This is a genomic window from Pseudomonas sp. NPDC007930 (assembly GCF_042958985.1).
In the GTDB taxonomy this organism is placed as follows: domain Bacteria; phylum Pseudomonadota; class Gammaproteobacteria; order Pseudomonadales; family Pseudomonadaceae; genus Aquipseudomonas.
Map to the genome: position 1 here is coordinate 554,321 of NZ_JBIBKC010000002.1, position 17,049 is coordinate 571,369.

A 17,049-nucleotide genomic window follows, 5' to 3' on the forward strand; every position below is an offset into this window, starting at 1 on the left:
GGGCCCTACCCTTTCCTATTTCCCCCAAACAGTCCAAAATCCCGCCTTTTTTTCATGGCCGCGCCCCGACCTGCCCGCTGTAATCGTCGCCGCGGCCCTACATAGAGCCTTGCCCACGGAGTTCCCGCATGAACAAGCAGGCCACCGGCGTCGACGCACGCCTTGAAAACGCCCCGGCACGCGCAAGCGGCTGGGGCCGTGAAGACACCACCTGGATGCTCGGCCTGTTCGGCACCGCCATCGGCGCCGGCACCCTGTTCCTGCCGATCAACGCCGGCCTCGGCGGCTTCTGGCCGCTGCTGGTGCTGGCGGTGCTGGCCTTCCCGATGACCTTCTACGCCCACCGCGGGCTGACCCGCTTCGTGCTGTCTGGCCGCGATGGCGCCGACATCACCGGCGTGGTCGAAGAACACTTCGGCGCCAAGGCCGGCACGCTGATCACCCTGCTGTACTTCTTCGCGATCTTCCCGATCCTGTTGATCTACAGCGTGGCGCTGACCAACACCGTTGGTAGCTTCCTTGAACACCAACTGCACATCGCGCCGCCGCCGCGGGCGCTGCTGGCGGCGTTGTTGATCGTCGGCCTGATGATCATCGTGCGCTGCGGCGAGCAGGCCACGGTCAAGGTGATGAGCCTGCTGGTGTACCCGTTCATCGCCGCGCTGGTGCTGCTGGGGCTGTTCCTGGTGCCAAGCTGGACCGGCGGCATCCTCGCCACCGCCAGCGAAGTACCGAGCGCTTCCAGCCTGCTGCGCACGCTGTGGCTGGCGATCCCGGTGATGGTCTTCTCGTTCAACCATTCGCCGATCATCTCGGCCTTCGCGGTCGACAGCAAACGCCGCCATGGCGCCGCCGCTGAAGCGCAAAGCAGCCGCGTACTGGGCCGCGCCCACGCGCTGATGGTGGTCACGGTGTTGTTCTTCGTGTTCAGCTGCGTGCTCACCCTCTCGCCGGCCCAGCTGGCCGAGGCCAAGGCGCAGAACCTGTCGATCCTCTCGTACCTGGCCAACCACTTCGCCAACCCGGCGATCGCCTTCGCCGCGCCGCTGATTGCCTTCGTTGCCATCGCCAAGTCGTTCCTGGGCCATTACATCGGCGCCAGCGAAGGCCTCAAGGGCCTGATCGTCAAAAGCGGCCGCCAACCCAGCGCCAAGGCGATGAACCGCATCGTCGCGGTGGCCATGGCGGTGGTCTGCTGGATCGTCGCCACGCTTAACCCGAGCATCCTCGGCATGATCGAAACCCTCGGCGGCCCGGTGATCGCGGCGATCCTGTTCCTGATGCCGATGTACGCCATCCGCCGCGTGCCGGCGATGCGCAAGTACGCGGGGCAGGGGTCGAACGTGTTCGTCGTGGTAGTCGGTGTGGTGGCGATTTCGGCGTTGGTGTATTCGTTGGTATAGCTTGACGGGCCCATCGCCCGGCGCAGCCGGAGTGCCGGGCGATGGGCCAGATCAGGTCGTACGCTCAGTAAAACCACCGGGAGAAATCCGGGCAAAAAACCCGCCAAAGTGTGCTTCGGATGCTACAGGGCCTCCCCAGCCTCACCGCCTAACCCAACACCCCACCGCACTCCCGGCAATCGCCAGCGCGGCCAGGCCAAACACCCAGGGCGCCGAGGCCACGGGCAGCAACAGCCCGGCCAGCAGCGGCCCGAGGCCGGCGCCGATGTCACGCCACACGGCGTTGGAGGCCAATGCCGCGACCCGCGCCGGGCCGGGGTTGCGCTCAGCGACCAAGGTGGTCACCAGCGGCAGTTGCAGGGCCCGCAGCACCAGCACGGCGGCGGCGCCGAACACCACCCAGAAGCTACCGAAGGCGGCCAACGCCAAGGCGCTGAGCACCGAGAACAGCAGCAGCATCTGGGTCGCGCCGAAGGCCTGGGCGGCGCGGCCGCCGAAAGGGCTGAGCAGCACTTCGCTCAGGTAACGCAGCGCCATCAACAGCCCGGCGATGATCAGCGCGTCGCCCCCCAGCAGTTTTTGCGCCTGCAACGACAAGCCGAAAATAAACAGCCCATCCAGCGCCACCCCCTCGATGAACGACCACACCGCTACGCTATCGGGCAGGCGAAAGCGCCGCGGCGCGCTGCTGGCGAGGTCATGCCCCAGGCTTGGCAGGCGGTGCGCCAGGCACACCCCCACCGCGCAAGCCAGCGCCAGCACCCAGAACACCGCGCGCGGGGCGATGGCTTCACTGGCCAACGCGCCCAGCGGCAGCGCCAGCATCGGCCCCAGGGCGATCAACGCCCGCGACTGCCCCGAGCGCCGGGCCGCGCCGGTGGGCTCGGCGGTGGCCAGCACCTGGGTAGAGAGGTTCAGCGCGGCAAAGCACAACCCCCACACCAGCCGCAGTACCAACAACGCGGCAAAGCCACTGAACCAGGCGTTGCCGATGGCGCAGCACAGCGCCGCGCCGGCGGCGAGCATCAGGGTCGGGCGGTCGCCGTGGCGGCCGTAGAAGCGCAGCACGTGGCTGTAGCCGAAAATCCGTACCAGGCGGTTGGCGGCCAGCAACACACCGGCCTGGGCCAGGGTAATGCCGAAGGCTTCCGGGTGCATGGGCATCAGCAGGTAGAGCAGCACGTCGCTGGGCAGGCAGAAGGCTAACGTCAGCGCGGCAAGGCGGGCATTGCGGTTGGCGTAGTGCTCGGGGGCGTCAGGCATCGGCTGGTCATATGTTGAAATAATTTCTTCACATGATCAGCCGGTTGCCCGCGCAGTTCAAGCCAAACGCTTATTCGGCGTCTTGCTCGGCCCAGATCGCTTCGGCCAGGTGGAAGGTGGCATTGGCCGCCGGGATGCCGCAGTAGATGGCGCTCTGCAGCAGCACCTCTTTGATTTCATCGCGGCTCACGCCGTTGTTGCGGGCGGCGCGCAGGTGCAGCTTGAGCTCGCCTTCGCGGTTCATGCCGATCAGCATGGCGATGGTGATCAGGCTGCGGGTGTGCCGTGGCAGCCCGGGGCGGGTCCAGATGTCGCCCCAGGCGTGGCGGGTGATCATTTCCTGGAATTCACCGTTGAACTCGGTGATGTGCTGCAGGCTGCGATCCACGTGGGCGTCGCCGAGCACCGCGCGGCGCACTTGCATGCCGGCTTCGTAGCGTTGTTTTTCGTCCATGCTTCAAGCCTCCAGAAGGAATTTCACAACGGCCGCGGTGAACGGCTGGCCCACCTCGACGCTGGACAAATGCGCGGCGTGGAACTGCACATGCTGCGCGCCCGCCACCCGCTCACGGATGAATTCGCCGTCGGCGGGGGTGGTCACGGCGTCTTCGATGCCGGAAATCACCAGCAACGGCGCCTCGATACGGCCCAGTTGCTCACGGAAGTCGGCATCGCGCACTGCCGCGCAGTTGGCCGCGTAGCCGTCGGGCGAGGTGGCTGCGAGCATCGCGGTGATGCGCCCGGCAATCTGCGGGTTGGCCTCGGCGTAGGCGGCGGTGAACCAGCGGGCGATGGACGCATCGCGCAGGCCGGCCATGGCCGCTTCGCGGTCACGCAGCACGGTTTCGATGCGCGGGTTCCACACCTCGGGGGCGCCGATTTTCGCGCCGGTGTTGCACAGGATCAGCTTGGCGATGCGCTGCGGCGCGTTGATCGCCAGCCACTGGCCGATCTGCCCGCCCATCGACAAGCCGCAAAAGTACACACGCTCAAGCTTCAGGTGATCGAGCAGGGCGAGGACATCCTGGCCCAGCTGGGCAATGCTGTAGGGCCCTGGGCTCACCAGCGAGCCACCGTGGCCGCGGGTGTCGAAGCGCAGTACGCGAAAGTGCTCGAGCAGGCCTGGCACCTGGTTGTCCCACATGTGCAGGTCGGTGCCGAGGGAGTTCGACAGCACCAGCACCGGCTTGCCTTCGGCGCCTTCGAGTAGGTAATTCAATTCGCCATCGGCGAGTGCGACACGGGCCACGGCAGTCTCCTGGTTAGGCAATGAAACGGTTATGTTCGGCGACCGCGCGGGCGACCCAAGCTTGGGCCTGGCCCAGGTAATGGGCCGGGTCGAGCAGGCGGTCGAGTTCGGCGGGGGAAAGTTCGGCGGCCACCTGGGGCTCATCGCCCAGCACTTGGCGCAGGTGGCGCTGTTCGGCCACCGCGCGCTTGCAGCATTGCTCCACCAGGTGGTGCGCGGTGTCGCGGCCCAGGCGCTGGGCGAGCACGATGCTCACCGCTTCGGCCAGCACCAGGCCTTGGGTCAGTTGCAGGTTGCGGCCCATGCGCGCGGCGTCTACCTCAAGCCCGGCGGCGATGGTACGCGCCTGTTGCAGGGCGCCGGCCACCAGGCAGGCGATCTCTGGCAGTGTGTCCCACTCGGCATGCCACAGCCCCAGGCTGCGCTCGTGCTCCTGGGGCATGGCGCTGAACATCGTCGCCACCAACCCGGGCACCCGGGTGGCGGCGCCGATCAGCACCGCCGCGCCCACCGGGTTGCGCTTGTGCGGCATGGTCGAGGAGCCGCCCTTGCCCGGCGCCGAGGGCTCGAACACCTCACCGGCTTCGGTTTGCATCAACAGGCTGACGTCGCGGCCCAGCTTGCCCAGGGTGCCGGCCACCAGGCCGAGCCAGGCGGCGAACTCCACCAGGCGGTCACGCTGGGTGTGCCAGGGCTGCTCGGGCAGGTTGAGGTTTAGCGCCTCGGCCAACGCCTCGGCGATCGGCAGGGCTTTGTCGCCCAGCGCCGCCAGGCTGCCGGAAGCCCCGCCGAACTGCAGCACCAGCAGGCGCGGGGTGAGTTCGGCGAGGCGCTGGCGATGGCGGGTGAGCGCGCCGAGGGTGCTGGCGAGCTTCATGCCGAGGGTCACCGGGGTGGCATGCTGCAGCCAGGTGCGCCCCGGCATCGGCGTGGCGGCGTAGCGCTCGGCTTGCTGCGCCAGGGCGCCGGCCAGTTGCGCCAGCTCGGCGTCGAGCAGCGCGGCGGCGCGGCGCAGTTGCAGCACCAGGCCGGTGTCCATCACGTCCTGGCTGGTGGCGCCGAGGTGCACGTAGCGCTCGGCCTCGGGGTGATGCTCGGCGATGCGCTTGCCGAGCATTTTCACCAACGGGATCGCCGAGTTACCGGCGCTGCCGATGGCCACCGCCAGTGCATCGAAATCGTAGAGGCTGGCCTGGCAGGCCGCCTCGATCGCCGCCACCGCACTGGCCGGCACCAACCCTACCCGCGCCTCGGCCCGCGCCAGCGCGGCCTCGAAGTCGAGCATGCCTTGCACGCGCCCGGCATCGGAGAACACTTCGCGCAGCGCGGTGGAGGTGAAGTAAGCGTCGAACAGGCCGTTGTGGGGGCGGTCACTCATGGCAATACCTTGGCAGGCACGCCCAGGGGGCGTGCGGAGGGGTCAATGGTCTTCGTGAAGGTAACTGGGTTTTTTCGGCAGCCGCAGGCTGAACAGGAAGGCGATCACCATCATCACCGTCACGTACCAGTAAAAGGCGTTTTCGCTGCCGGCCGACTTCAGGCTCAGCGCGACGAACTCCGCCGAACCGCCGAAAATGGCGTTGGCCACCGCGTAGGCCAGGCCCACGCCCAGGGCACGCACTTCCGGCGGGAACATCTCGGCTTTCACCAGGCCGCTGATCGAGGTGTAGAAACTGACGATGGCCAGGGCCAGGGTGATCAGCACAAAGGCCACGAACGGGCTGGTGACGGTTTTCAGGGTGAGCAGGATCGGCATCGTGAACAGCGCGCCGAGGCCAGCGAACAGCAGCATGTTGGCGCGCCGGCCGATACGGTCGGCGAGCATGCCGAACAGCGGCTGCATGCACATATAAAGGAACAGGGCGCCGGTCATGATGAAGCTGGCGGTTTCGGCGCTCATTTTTGCCGTGTTCACCAAGTACTTCTGCATGTAGGTGGTGAAGGTGTAGAAAATCAGCGAACCGCCGGCGGTGTAGCCCAACACGGTGATGAACGCCGCGGTGTGGTGCTTGAACAACCCGGCCAGGCTACCGGCGTTCTTGTCGGCGCGGGTTTCAGCGGTGCTGGTTTCTTCCAGCGAACGACGCAGCAGCAGCGAGATCACCGCGGCCAGCGCGCCAATCACGAACGGAATCCGCCAGCCCCACTCGGTGAGCGCGGCCTTGTCGAGAAACGCCTGGAGGATCACCACCACCAGCACGGCCAGCAGTTGGCCGCCGATCAGGGTGACGTACTGGAACGACGCAAGAAAGCCGCGCTGGCCGCGCAGCGCGACCTCGCTCATGTAGGTCGCGGTGGTGCCGTATTCGCCACCCACCGACAACCCCTGCACCAGCCGCGCCAGCAGCAACAGCACCGGCGCAGCGGCGCCGATGGTGGCATAGGTGGGCAGGAAGGCGATCACCAGCGAACCCGCGCACATCATCAGCACGGAAATCATCATCGAAGTGCGCCGGCCAAGGCGGTCGGCGATACGGCCAAACAGCCAGCCGCCGATCGGGCGCATCAGAAAGCCCGCGGCGAACACCCCGGCGGTGTTCACCAATTGAACGGTGGGGTCATCCTTGGGAAAGAAGCTCGGTGCGAAGTACAGGGCGAAAAAGGCGTAGACGTAGAAGTCGAACCATTCCACCAAATTACCCGAGGAGGCACCCACGATGGCGAAGATCCGTTTGCGCCGCTCTTCACTCGTGTAATGAGTCGTTGTCATGTTGTTTCTCATTAGGTTGTGACATTGGGAAACATACCGTAACACTCTCCCAAGGCCACGGGCACCACTGAGCAGTGCCTCAGGCAGGTTGGCCGTTCGCCCGGCACAGCCGGGCGAACGGCGCCAAACCCTACTTAGCCCACGCGCTCAACGGCCAAGGCCAAGCCCTGCCCCACGCCCACGCACATGGTCGCCAAGCCCAGGCGGCCACCGGTTTTCTCCAACTGGTGCACCGCGGTCAGCACCAGCCGCGCGCCGCTCATGCCCAGCGGGTGGCCCAGGGCGATGGCGCCGCCGTTGGGGTTCACCTGCGCGGCGTCGTCGGCCACGCCCAGGTCACGCAGCACGGCCAGGCCTTGGGCGGCGAAGGCTTCGTTGAGCTCGATCACGTCGAAATCCGCCACCGCCAGGCCAAGGCGTTCGGTGAGCTTGCGCACCGCCGGCGTTGGGCCGATGCCCATCACCCGTGGCGCGACGCCGGCGCTGGCCATGCCGAGCACCTTGGCGCGCGGGGTCAGGCCGTGTTTTTTCACCGCTTCGGCGCTGGCCAGGATCAGCGCCGCGGCGCCGTCGTTCACACCCGAGGCGTTGCCGGCAGTCACGGTTTTATCCGCGCCGTTGACCGGCTTGAGCTTGGTCAGGGCTTCGAGGGTGGTTTCGGCGCGCGGGTGCTCGTCGTGCTCAACCACGGTTTCGCCTTTTTTATGGGCGATGCGCACCGGCACGATTTCTTCGGCGAAGTAACCCGCTGCCTGGGCGGCCGCGGTGCGCTGCTGGCTGCGCAGGGCAAAGGCGTCCTGGTCGGCGCGGCTGACGTGGTAGTCGTCGGCCACGTTGTCGGCGGTTTGCGGCATGGCGTCGACGCCGTACTGGGCCTTCATCAGCGGGTTGACGAAACGCCAGCCGATGGTGGTGTCTTCGATTTTCATGTCACGGGAGAACGCCGCGCCGGCCTTGCCCATCACGAACGGGGCGCGCGACATCGACTCCACGCCACCCGCGATGGCCAGCTCCATTTCACCGCTGGCAATGGCGCGGAACGCCGTGCCGACGGCGTCCATGCCGGAGGCACAGAGGCGGTTGAGGGTCACCCCGGGCACGCTTTCCGGCAAGCCCGCCAGCAGCAGCGCCATGCGCGCCACGTTGCGGTTGTCTTCACCGGCCTGGTTGGCGCAGCCGAGGAACACTTCGTCGATCTGGGCCCAGTCGACCTGCGGGTTACGCTCGATCAACGCCTTGATCGGCACCGCGGCCAGGTCGTCGGCCCGTACCGCCGCCAAGCCGCCGCCGAAACGGCCGATCGGCGTGCGAATGGCGTCGCAGATGAATACCTCGCGCATCAAATTTCTCCTGGTGCTTGGCCGTGGGCCTTGGCGGTACGTGCTGGAGGCCGCGCAGGGCGGCCAGTGCGTGTGCGCCGGGTGGAATTAAAAAAGGCGCTGAGGGACACGCCAGAAATCGCAATGGTCGAAGGTTAATCCGGGCAGCAGCGCCGAAACAATCCGATAATCGACTACGCGTGCGGTTATCGAACCCTTTCAGCGCCGCGCTTCAAGTGGCGTCGGCGTGGCTGACCCAGCCTTTGACCAACACCCCGGCGGTGGCCAGCACGGCCGGCACCAGCAGTGCGGTGAGCACCTGTTCGAAGCTCCACCCCAGCCCCAATAGCGTAGCCCCACTCCAGGCGCCGACGATGGCGCCGAAGCGGCCGATGCCGAGCATCCACGACACGCCAGTGGCGCGGCCCTGGGTGGGGTAATAGCGCGCGCCCAGCGACGGCATGGCCGATTGCGCGCCGTTCACGCACATGCCCGCCACCAGCACCAGGGTGGCCAGCAGGGTAATGTTGCCGAGGCTTTGGCCAACGCAATAGGCGAACACACCCGCCAGCAGGTAGAAGGTGGCGATCACCTTGTGCGGGTTGAAGCGGTCCATTGCCCAGCCCACCGCCACCGAGCTGAGCACCCCGCCAAACTGGAACAGCGCGCCGATGAACGCCGCTTGCTCCAGGCTCGCGCCGCTCTCGCGCATCAGCGTCGGCAGCCAACTGGTGAGCAGGTAGACGATCACCAGGCCCATGAAGTACGTGGTCCACAACAGCAAGGTGCCGGCGCCGTAGCCCGGGCTGAAGATCACCGCCAGCACGTTGCGCGCCTTCACCGACTTCTGCTCCGGCACGCTGAAGCTGCCGGCCTGGGCCACCAGCGCCGGCGCGATCGGCGCCAGCACCTTGCGCACCGGCTCTACCCCACGCCCGCGCACCACCAGGAACCGCGCCGACTCCGGCAGCCACACCAGCAGCACCAGCGCCAGCAGCAACGGCAGCACCCCGCCCAGCAGCAACAGGCTGTGCCAGCCAAAGGCCGGGATCAGCTTGGCGGAGATAAAACCGCCCCCCGCCATGCCCAGGTTGAAGCCGCAGAACATGCTGGTCACCAGCAGCGATTTCAGCCGCTCGGGGGTGTACTCAGACAGCAACGTGGTGGCGTTGGGCATGCCGGCACCGAGCCCCAGGCCCGTGAGGAAACGCAGCACCAGCAGTTGCTCAACGTTGTTGCTGAATGCCGAGGCCAGGCTGAACCCACCAAACAGCAACACCGCCAGCACCAGCACCAGCTTGCGCCCGAAGCGGTCGGCCAGCGGCCCGGACCCAAGGGCGCCGAACACCATGCCGATCAGCGCGGCGCTCATCACCGGGCCCAGGCTGGCGCGGTCGATGCCCCAATCCTGGGACAGCGCCGGGGCAATGAAGCCCATCGCGGCGGTGTCGAGGCCATCGAGGAAAACGATCAGAAAACAGAGGATCACCACCCGCCATTGGTAGCGGCTGAGCGGTTGGGTGTTGATGAAGGCCTGCACATCCAGGCACTGGCCCACTTCGGTTTGGGGTTGGTTCATTGTTGTTATTCCTTTAGGGCTGCGCGCGCGAACGGTGCCGCCATACCTGGGGCACTGCTGTAAGGGCTGGGGCAACGCTAGCGTGGCCCGGTACCGGGCGTGGCTCAGGTGGCGCGTAACAAGAGGGTAGTCAGGCGCATGCGGGCAGTCTCGCTATTATTATTCGGGCCGGCACGCTCGCCGGGCCCTGCTGCCGACATTAGGTTTCGCCCAAGGGGCCGTCAATCGGCCCGGGGCGGGATGCGTGCGGTTATCGCACAGCATCAAGTGAACAGTTGTGCGCTCAGGTCGCGGCTGGCGGCCAGCATGATCGGCAAAAAGCGCTGTTCCAGCTCGGCGCGGGTCACCCGGCCGGCATGGGTGCTCACGTTCAACGCCGCCAGCACCTGGCCGGAGGCGTCGTACACCGGCACGGCGATCGACCGCAGGCCTTGCTCCAGCTCTTGGTCAACGATGCACCAGCCCTGCTCGCGCACCAGTTGCAGGCATTCGAGCAACGCTTGGGTGGAGGTGATGGTGCGGCTGGTCTTGGGCTTGAGGTCGACGCTGTCGAGGTACTCGCGCAGGGAAGCGTCGTCCAGCGACGACAACAAAATCCGCCCCATCGAGGTGCAATAGGCCGGCAGCCGACCACCCACGTTGAGGTCGACCGAAATCAAGCGCTGGGTCACCGCCGAGCGGGCGATGTAGAGGATGTCTTCGCCCTCGAGGGTGGCCATGTTGCAGGCCTCGTGCAGTTGCTCGCTCATCTGGTCGAGGTACGGCTGCGCCGACACCGCCAGGGGCGTGGAAGACAAATACGCATGGCCGAGGGTGAGCACCTTGGGCAACAGCGAATAGGTGCGCCCATCGGTGGTGGCGTAGCCCAGTTTGATCAGCGTATGCAGGCAACGGCGCACCGCGGCGCGGGGGATTTCCGTGCGGTGGCTGATCTGCGCGATGGTCAGGTGGCGCTTGCGCTCCTGGAATGCCTGCACCACCGCCAGGCCGCGGGCGAGCGAGGTCATGAAGTCCGGGTCGCCGGCGAAAGCCTGGATCCGCTTGGCCGGCGAGGCCACGATGGGCGGTGCCAGGGAGGCAAAGGAATTGCGCAGTTGGTCGTTCATGGCTACTCCGGTTTCGATGCGCCCCGCTTGTGGGCCGCGGGGCTCTGCGGGCGATTATCGGACCAACGACCGATAATCGCAATTGACCCTCGTCGCCTGCCGCTATACCTTTGTGCCTTGCCGGGCCTGCGCGCAGGCCGCGGGATTTCCAGGGAAATACTGGTCAGGTACCCACCACGGAAGTTCCAGGCAAGGCCTTGCCCTTATGGCGAGGCCTTTTTGTTACTGCCCGTTATTTCCCCCTCCCCCGCACTGTGCGAACTTACTCGCTAAAGTTTTGCAACCTCTGTCTGAAACCCTCGCCCGCGTTGACGAGTCATAACGCCAGAGGCTAACGTTGCTCGCGCCCGCCCCTCAGGCCCGGCGGCAACGGGTTGCCCCATAACCCCCTGCTTCTTTCTCTTCAACTTTTCATTGAGATACATCGTGACCAAAGATGAACTGCGCGCGGAACTCGAGCGCCAGGAAAAACGTTTCAAGGATGTTTACGGTGGCGAAGTCACCACCTATGCCGCGCAGCCCGAACCCGAGCGCAAGCCGTGGCGTAAACGCGCCTCGGTGCAAGACAAAGCCTTCGCCCAGGAACTGCAAAAAATCGAAAAAGAGCTGCACACCGAAGACTGAGCCCCGCCCTCCCCGGCGCCGCCCGCTCGCTTCGTACCGGCCATGGAACCGGCCACTTCACGCCCGCACCGTACCTTTTGCCGGAAGGCGCTTCGACCCTGACACTTTTCTGTCATAATCGCGCCCCCCAAAGAACGGTCACGTAACCTTCATGATTGATCTATTCAGCGGATTGGACGCCTGGGTAATTGTCAGCCTGCTGCTGGCACTGGGCTTCGTCCTGGCCTTCGAGTTCATCAACGGCTTCCACGACACCGCCAACGCGGTGGCTACCGTCATTTATACCAAGGCCATGCCGCCGCACCTGGCGGTGGCGTCCTCGGGCCTGTTCAACTTCCTCGGGGTGCTGCTGGGCGGGGTGGGCGTGGCCTACGCCATCGTGCACTTGCTGCCGGTTGAGCTGTTGATCAACGTGAACACCGGCCATGGCCTGGCCATGGTGTTCTCGCTGCTGGCCGCGGCGATCGCCTGGAACCTCGGCACCTGGTATTTCGGTATCCCGGCGTCCAGCTCGCACACGCTGATCGGCTCGATCCTCGGCGTGGGCCTGGCCAACGCCTGGATCAACCACATCCCGCTGGCCGACGGCGTCAACTGGCAAAAGGCGATCGACATCGGCGCCTCGCTGGTGGTCTCGCCGATCGTGGGCTTCCTGCTGGCCGGCGCGCTGCTGATCGCCATGAAGAAGCTGCGGCCGAACTCGAAGATGCACAAAACCCCAGAGCAACGGCGCAAGCTCGACGATAAAAAGCACCCGCCGTTCTGGGGCCGCCTGGGCCTGGTGCTGTCGGCGATGGGCATGAGCTTCGTGCACGGCTCCAACGACGGGCAAAAAGGCATTGGCTTGATCATGCTGGTGCTGATCGGCATCGTGCCGGGGCAGTTCGTGCTCGACCTCTCGAGCACCACCTACCAGATCGAACGCACCCGCGACGCCACCCAGCACCTGAGCCAGTTCTACCAGCGCAACGCCGCCACCCTGGGCGACTACCTGGCGCTGGGCAAGGCGCAGCCGGGCGACCTGCCGGGGCAGTTCAAGTGCGACCCGGAGCAGACCGAGCCGACCATCGCCGCGCTGCTGGCGAACCTGAACAATGTCAGCGACTACCACAGCATGGCGCCGGAGCACCGCATCGAAACCCGCCGCTACCTGCTGTGCCTCGACGACACCGCGCGCAAGGTCGGCAAGCTGCCGGCACTCGACGGCCGGGAAAAAGCCGACCTCGACAAACTGCGCAAAGACCTCACCAGCACCACCGAGTACTCGCCGTTCTGGGTGATCCTCGCCGTGGCCCTGGCGCTGGGCATCGGCACCATGGTCGGCTGGCGCCGGGTGGTGAAAACCATCGGCGAGAAAATCGGCAAGCAAGGCATGACCTACTCCCAGGGCGTGGCCGCGCAGGTCACGGCGGTCTCGGCGATCGGCCTGGCCAACGTGTTCGCGTTGCCGGTGTCGACCACCCATGTGTTGTCGTCCGGGGTGGCGGGGACCATGGTCGCCAACCGCAGCGGCCTGCAGGGCAGCACGGTGAAGAACATCCTGCTGGCCTGGGTGCTCACCCTGCCGGTGGCCATGTTCCTCGCCGCGAGCCTGTTCTGGCTGGCGTCGCGGTTCGTTTCCTGACTATCATCGCCCGGTAAGCATCAGCGAGCCGGGCGCATGGCGCCCACGCATCGAACAACCCTCAGGCGCCGCGGTCCATTGTCGGGCCCGGTTTGCAAAGGCTGCCCGCACTGTGTATCGCGCTTTTTCCCGCCCTGAACGGCGCCCTACCGAGGCCCACGCTTGAACCGCCTGCTCTGGCTGGTACTGGCCATGGCCGCGGCGATCGCTATCCCGCTGGTACTCGGCGGCAACGAACTGTTCGCCCGTTTGCGCGGCTTCCCGCTGTCGTGGCTGCTGGGTATGTTCGGCATGATCATGCTGTGCTGGGTGATCAACTCCACTCGCACCCGCCTGCTGCTCGGCGACCAGGCCCATAAGGTGGGTGCGGTACGCTGCCTGGGGCTGGTGATGGCCACCGAGTTCGCCTATTGCGCCACCCCCGGCGGTAGCGGCGCGCCGCTGACCTTCATGGCCCTGCTGCGCCGCCACGGCGTGCACCCGGCGCGCAGCGGCGCGGTGTTCGCCATGGACCAGCTCAACGATCTGATGTTCTTCCTGTTCGCGCTGATGGGCGTGCTGGGCTATGCCCTGCTCCACCATTTGAACGAGCACATGCGCGGCCTGCTGGTCAGCAGCGCGGTGTTGATCGTAGCGGCGTTGGTGGGTTGCTACTGCCTGGCGCGCTACCACCGGCGCCTGCTCAGCCTGAGCGGCAGGTTGCTGGCACGCCTGCGGGTGCGCCACGCCACGCGCTGGCGCTGGGCGCGGCGCACGTTGCACTTCAGCGCGCAACTGGCCGAAACCCTGCGCCAGCCCAAGCAGCGGCTGCTGCTGGTGTTCGCCCTCACCTGTTTGCACTGGAGCCTGCGCTACACGGTGTTGTACATCACCCTGCTGGGCCTGGGCGTGGAGCTGGAATGGGCCTGGGCGTTCCTGGTGCAGATGCTCGCCCTGTGCGCCGGGCAGTTCAGCCTGCTACCGGGCGGCGCCGGCGCCACCGAACTCACCTCCGCCGCCCTGCTGGCACCGATGGTGGGCAGCGGCACTGCGGCGGCGGCGATCGTGATCTGGCGGATCGTCACCTTCTACTTCTACCTGGTCGCCGGCGGCCCGCTGTTCCTGATGCTGGTGGGCAAGCCGCTGCTGGCGAGGTTGCTCAGGCTGAAGAAGGGTTAGCCGAACACCACGGTCTTGTTGCCGTGCACCAGTACGCGGTCTTCGAGGTGGAAGCGCAGGCCACGGGCCAGGACCATTTTCTCGACGTCACGGCCGAGGCGGACCATGTCTTCGGTGGTGTGGCTGTGGCTCACGCGGACCACGTCCTGCTCGATGATCGGGCCTGCGTCGAGCTCTTCGGTCACGTAGTGGCAGGTGGCGCCGATCAGCTTCACACCGCGCAGCGCAGCCTGGTGGTAAGGCTTGGCGCCGACGAACGACGGCAGGAAGCTGTGGTGGATATTGATCACTTTTTGCGCATAGGCCTGGCACAGCTGCGGCGGCAGGATTTGCATGTAGCGCGCCAGCACGACTACGTCTGCTTCGTGTTGGTCGACCAGGCGCGACACTTCGGCGAAGGCCGGTTGTTTGTCTTTCGGGTCGACCGGCACGTGGTGGTACGGAATACCGTGCCACTCGACCATGCTGCGGAGGTCGTCGTGGTTGGAGATCACGCAGGCGATGTCGCAGTCCAGCTCATCGCTGTGCCAGCGGTGCAGCAGGTCGGCCAGGCAGTGGGATTCGCGGCTGGCCATCAGCACCACGCGTTTTTTCACCTGGCTGTCGGTGATGTGCCACTGCATCGAAAAGGCTTCGGCGATGGGCGCAAAAGCCTGGCGAAAACCTTCGAGGTCGAACGGCAGGCTGTCGGCACGGATTTCATGGCGCATGAAGAACCAACCGCTCTGGTCGTCGGAGTGGTGGCTTGCTTCGTGAATCCAGCCGTTGTGCGACGCCAGGAACTGGCTGACCTGGGCGACGATACCAACGCGATCGGGGCAGGCGATCACCAGCCGGAAAGTGCGCATGGGAAAACTCCGTTACTTCAAGAAAAGGGCGCCATTCTAGCGGCTGGCACGGCCGAAGTGCAGGGGCCGGCCGATGAAAAACACCGCGGGCGGCGATCATCGCCGTGGCCGGGTAATGAAGGGGCGCGGCGTACAGTTATGCAGCGTTTTGAAACATATATCCTGAGTTGCCGGTTATTTTCATCGGTTTTATTTAACGCTATTGTTTACTCATTGGCCGGGCATGCCTATTATTGCGGCACGCCCTCCCAAGCTCATTGAATAAAGGCCTATCATGTCGCTGATCAACGAATACCGCAGTACTGAAGAAACCATTCGCGAATTGCAAGCACGCCTGGAAGCACTCAAAGGCGACAAAAACCTGCAAACCGAGCTCGAGTTCGAACGCAAACTGCGCGAACTGATGGGTGAATATCAAAAATCCCTGCGTGACATCATTGCCCTGCTCGACCCAGAGTCGCGCGCCAGCAAAGTCACCCGCAGCGCCACCAAAGTCAGCACCCCGAAGCGCGCGCGCAAGGTCAAGCAATACAAAAACCCGCACAATGGCGAAGTGGTCGAAACCAAAGGTGGCAACCACAAAACCCTGAAAGAATGGAAAGCCAAGTGGGGCGCCAATGAAGTCGAAAGCTGGGCCACCCTGCTCGACTGATTTGTTTCACGCTTGAAATAAACGCCGGCGATTGCCGGCGTTTTTCATGGCCGCGATTAAACCGGCAAGTGCAGCCGGCTGGCCAGTTGCGCGGCGTACTGCCGCCACTGCTCCAACACCGCCTGGCCCTCGGGGCTGGCCTGCGCGCTGAACTCGCTCAACGCTTGATTGAAGCCCTGCAGGGTATTGGGCGCGCCGTATTCCGGGGCGGTCAGGCGGGCTTGGCAGAACGCCAGCCAACGTTGGGTTTCTTCGCCGCTCAGGCTGCCTGGGTAATTACGCGCGCGGTAGCGAAATAACAACTCGGGTAAACGCGCGTCATCGAATATCCAGTTGCCCTGGCGCAGGCCTTCAGCATCGGCGTTGCGAACCGCCTCGCAGAGTTTCCGGTCGCGGTCACCGATAAAACCGCCGTATAACTGTTGTTCAGGGTCTTCCTGCTCTGGGAAACCTTCACCACTGCTGTACACCTCCGGCAGCGCGGCCGCCCAAACGGCCTGTTGTGCGCGCAACTGTTCGGCGCGTTGCGTGAGCAGGTTGATGTCGAGGCCCCAACGTTGAATATCCGCCTCGCGCAATACCGCCAAGGGCGCCAGTACCGGGCAACGGTTGATTTGCACCAACTTTAACGGCACCGGTAATTCACCCTCGGCCAACGCGTCGCGGCGGGTATATAAACGCTGCGCCAATACCTCGGCCGGGGCGGTCCATAACACGCTCGGGTCCAGATGCAAGTCGCAGACGATCAAGGCATTGCGATTGCGCGGGTGCCAGGCCAGCGGTAAGACCACGCCTAAATAACCACGGTCGGCGCCAAAGCGGCCAGACACATGCACCAGCGGTTTTAACAACTGGATCTGGTCCATCACCTTGTGTTTGCTGCGCAACTGAAATAACCAGTCAAATAAACGTGGCTGGCGCTGCTTGATCAACCGGGCCAGGGCCAGGGTGGCGTACACATCGGATAGCGCATCGTGGGCCTGGCCGTGATCCAGGCCATTGGCGGCGGTCAGTGCTTCAAGCTTGAGGCTGACGCGGCCGTCGGCCTGCGGCCACTCGATGCCTTCGGGGCGCAGCGCATAGGCGGTGCGCACCACGTCGATCAGGTCCCAGCGGCTGTTGCCGCCCTGCCACTCGCGGGCGTAGGGGTCGTAAAAGTTGCGATACAGGCTGTAGCGGGTGACTTCGTCGTCGAAGCGCAGGGTGTTATAGCCCAGCCCGCAGGTGCCGGGGCGGGCCAGTTCGGTGTGCACGCGGGCCATGAACTCGGCCTCGCCCAGGCCCTGGGCCGCCAGTACCTGAGGGGTGATGCCGGTGATCAGGCAGGCCGCGGGGTGCGGCAGCACGTCATCGCTGAGCCGGCAATGCAGGTTGAGCGGCTCGCCGATGGGGTTGAAGTCGGTATCGGTGCGCAGGCCGGCGAACTGCAACGGGCGGTCGCAGCGCGGGTTGATGCCAGTGGTTTCGAAGTCGTACCAGAAGAGGCTGGTGCTCACAGGGGTAGCCTTTTGCGG

General features: G+C 65.4%; 15 protein-coding genes. 5 read left to right on the forward strand and 10 right to left on the reverse strand.

Features of this window, described 5'->3' with window-relative positions; translation table 11 throughout:
• Window positions 1-128: 128 nt before the first annotated feature.
• The gene (locus ACFZCE_RS07040; protein ID WP_390937337.1) at window positions 129-1,403 is read left to right on the forward strand and encodes an aromatic amino acid transport family protein; all 1,275 of its coding nucleotides are present in this window, start codon (window positions 129-131) and stop codon (window positions 1,401-1,403) included.
• Window positions 1,404-1,544: 141 nt separating this feature from the next.
• Here ACFZCE_RS07040 and ACFZCE_RS07045 read toward each other — a convergent pair whose 3' ends face one another.
• The 8 genes from ACFZCE_RS07045 to pcaR form a co-directional block, all read right to left on the reverse strand.
• On the reverse strand, window positions 1,545-2,666 hold the full coding sequence (locus ACFZCE_RS07045; RefSeq protein ID WP_390937338.1) for an MFS transporter: 1,122 nt from the start codon (window positions 2,664-2,666) through the stop codon (window positions 1,545-1,547).
• Between the two features lie 70 nt (window positions 2,667-2,736).
• Entirely contained in the window at window positions 2,737-3,120 is a 384-nt protein-coding gene (pcaC, locus tag ACFZCE_RS07050) for a 4-carboxymuconolactone decarboxylase (RefSeq protein WP_390937340.1), read from the reverse strand.
• A 3-nt stretch (window positions 3,121-3,123) separates the two neighbouring features.
• Window positions 3,124-3,915 carry a 3-oxoadipate enol-lactonase gene (gene pcaD / locus ACFZCE_RS07055; protein WP_390937342.1) on the reverse strand — a complete coding sequence of 264 codons (792 nt, stop codon included), beginning with the start codon at window positions 3,913-3,915 and terminating at the stop codon, window positions 3,124-3,126.
• 13 nt (window positions 3,916-3,928) lie between these two features.
• Window positions 3,929-5,293 carry a 3-carboxy-cis,cis-muconate cycloisomerase gene (locus ACFZCE_RS07060; protein WP_390937344.1) on the reverse strand — a complete coding sequence of 455 codons (1,365 nt, stop codon included), beginning with the start codon at window positions 5,291-5,293 and terminating at the stop codon, window positions 3,929-3,931.
• Window positions 5,294-5,335: 42 nt separating this feature from the next.
• Window positions 5,336-6,625 (reverse strand): MFS family transporter, encoded by a 1,290-nt coding sequence (locus tag ACFZCE_RS07065; RefSeq protein ID WP_390937346.1) that lies wholly within the window; start codon window positions 6,623-6,625, stop codon window positions 5,336-5,338.
• Window positions 6,626-6,759: 134 nt separating this feature from the next.
• Complete coding sequence (gene pcaF, locus ACFZCE_RS07070) at window positions 6,760-7,968, reverse strand: 3-oxoadipyl-CoA thiolase (protein WP_390937348.1); 1,209 nt, start codon at window positions 7,966-7,968, stop codon at window positions 6,760-6,762.
• Window positions 7,969-8,176: 208 nt separating this feature from the next.
• Window positions 8,177-9,523 carry an aromatic acid/H+ symport family MFS transporter gene (locus tag ACFZCE_RS07075; RefSeq protein ID WP_390937349.1) on the reverse strand — a complete coding sequence of 449 codons (1,347 nt, stop codon included), beginning with the start codon at window positions 9,521-9,523 and terminating at the stop codon, window positions 8,177-8,179.
• Between the two features lie 263 nt (window positions 9,524-9,786).
• Entirely contained in the window at window positions 9,787-10,629 is an 843-nt protein-coding gene (pcaR, locus tag ACFZCE_RS07080) for a pca regulon transcriptional regulator PcaR (protein WP_390937351.1), read from the reverse strand.
• A gap of 426 nt (window positions 10,630-11,055) precedes the next feature.
• On the opposite strand from pcaR, the gene ACFZCE_RS07085 reads away from it, so the two are divergent.
• From ACFZCE_RS07085 to ACFZCE_RS07095, 3 genes are all read left to right on the forward strand, one after another.
• A complete protein-coding gene (locus ACFZCE_RS07085) occupies window positions 11,056-11,253 on the forward strand; it encodes a hypothetical protein (protein ID WP_390937353.1) in 198 nt (65 codons plus the stop codon).
• 151 nt (window positions 11,254-11,404) lie between these two features.
• Complete coding sequence (locus ACFZCE_RS07090; RefSeq protein WP_390937355.1) at window positions 11,405-12,877, forward strand: inorganic phosphate transporter; 1,473 nt, start codon at window positions 11,405-11,407, stop codon at window positions 12,875-12,877.
• Between the two features lie 162 nt (window positions 12,878-13,039).
• Window positions 13,040-14,035, forward strand: a complete 996-nt coding sequence (locus ACFZCE_RS07095) for a flippase-like domain-containing protein (protein WP_390937357.1) — start codon at window positions 13,040-13,042, stop codon at window positions 14,033-14,035.
• Here the strand turns inward: ACFZCE_RS07095 and purU are convergent.
• Window positions 14,032-14,883, reverse strand: a complete 852-nt coding sequence (purU, locus tag ACFZCE_RS07100; protein ID WP_390937359.1) for a formyltetrahydrofolate deformylase — start codon at window positions 14,881-14,883, stop codon at window positions 14,032-14,034. The genes ACFZCE_RS07095 and purU overlap by 4 nt on opposite strands.
• A 274-nt stretch (window positions 14,884-15,157) precedes the next feature.
• Between purU and mvaT the strand changes: the two genes are divergently transcribed.
• Window positions 15,158-15,535, forward strand: a complete 378-nt coding sequence (gene mvaT / locus ACFZCE_RS07105) for a histone-like nucleoid-structuring protein MvaT (protein WP_390937361.1) — start codon at window positions 15,158-15,160, stop codon at window positions 15,533-15,535.
• Between the two features lie 56 nt (window positions 15,536-15,591).
• Here mvaT and sbcB read toward each other — a convergent pair whose 3' ends face one another.
• A complete protein-coding gene (sbcB, locus tag ACFZCE_RS07110; protein WP_390937363.1) occupies window positions 15,592-17,031 on the reverse strand; it encodes an exodeoxyribonuclease I in 1,440 nt (479 codons plus the stop codon).
• Between the last annotated feature and the right edge of the window lie 18 nt (window positions 17,032-17,049).